1 protein-coding gene is annotated in these 230 nt (G+C 33.9%); it reads right to left on the reverse strand.

All coding sequences use genetic code 11. The annotated features are described in order from the left end of the window. A partial coding sequence (locus SB749_RS21150; RefSeq protein WP_410712050.1) for a hypothetical protein occupies positions 1–190 on the reverse strand: 190 nt, incomplete at its 3' end. Positions 191–230: the final 40 nt, after the last annotated feature.

Consider the following 230-nt stretch of genomic DNA (forward strand, 5'->3'; position numbering starts at 1 on the left):
TAGTCATATTATCTTCGGCATCGTCATCAAAAGTAGTCATACAAGCACTAGATCGAGCATAGCTACTGGCTTGCTTTAATACATCATACTTTTCTTTTAAAGGCGGCTTAGCTAAAGCCGAATGTGCTGTAGTTGATAAAATAACGAGACTTATCATCTTGACTATAGAAGATTTATCAAAAAAATACATGGGCTCTCACTTAGGTTTTATTACATATCATTTACATTAG

It is taken from the genome of Brevibacterium sp. SIMBA_078 (assembly GCF_046534565.1).
Classification (GTDB): domain Bacteria; phylum Actinomycetota; class Actinomycetes; order Actinomycetales; family Brevibacteriaceae; genus Brevibacterium.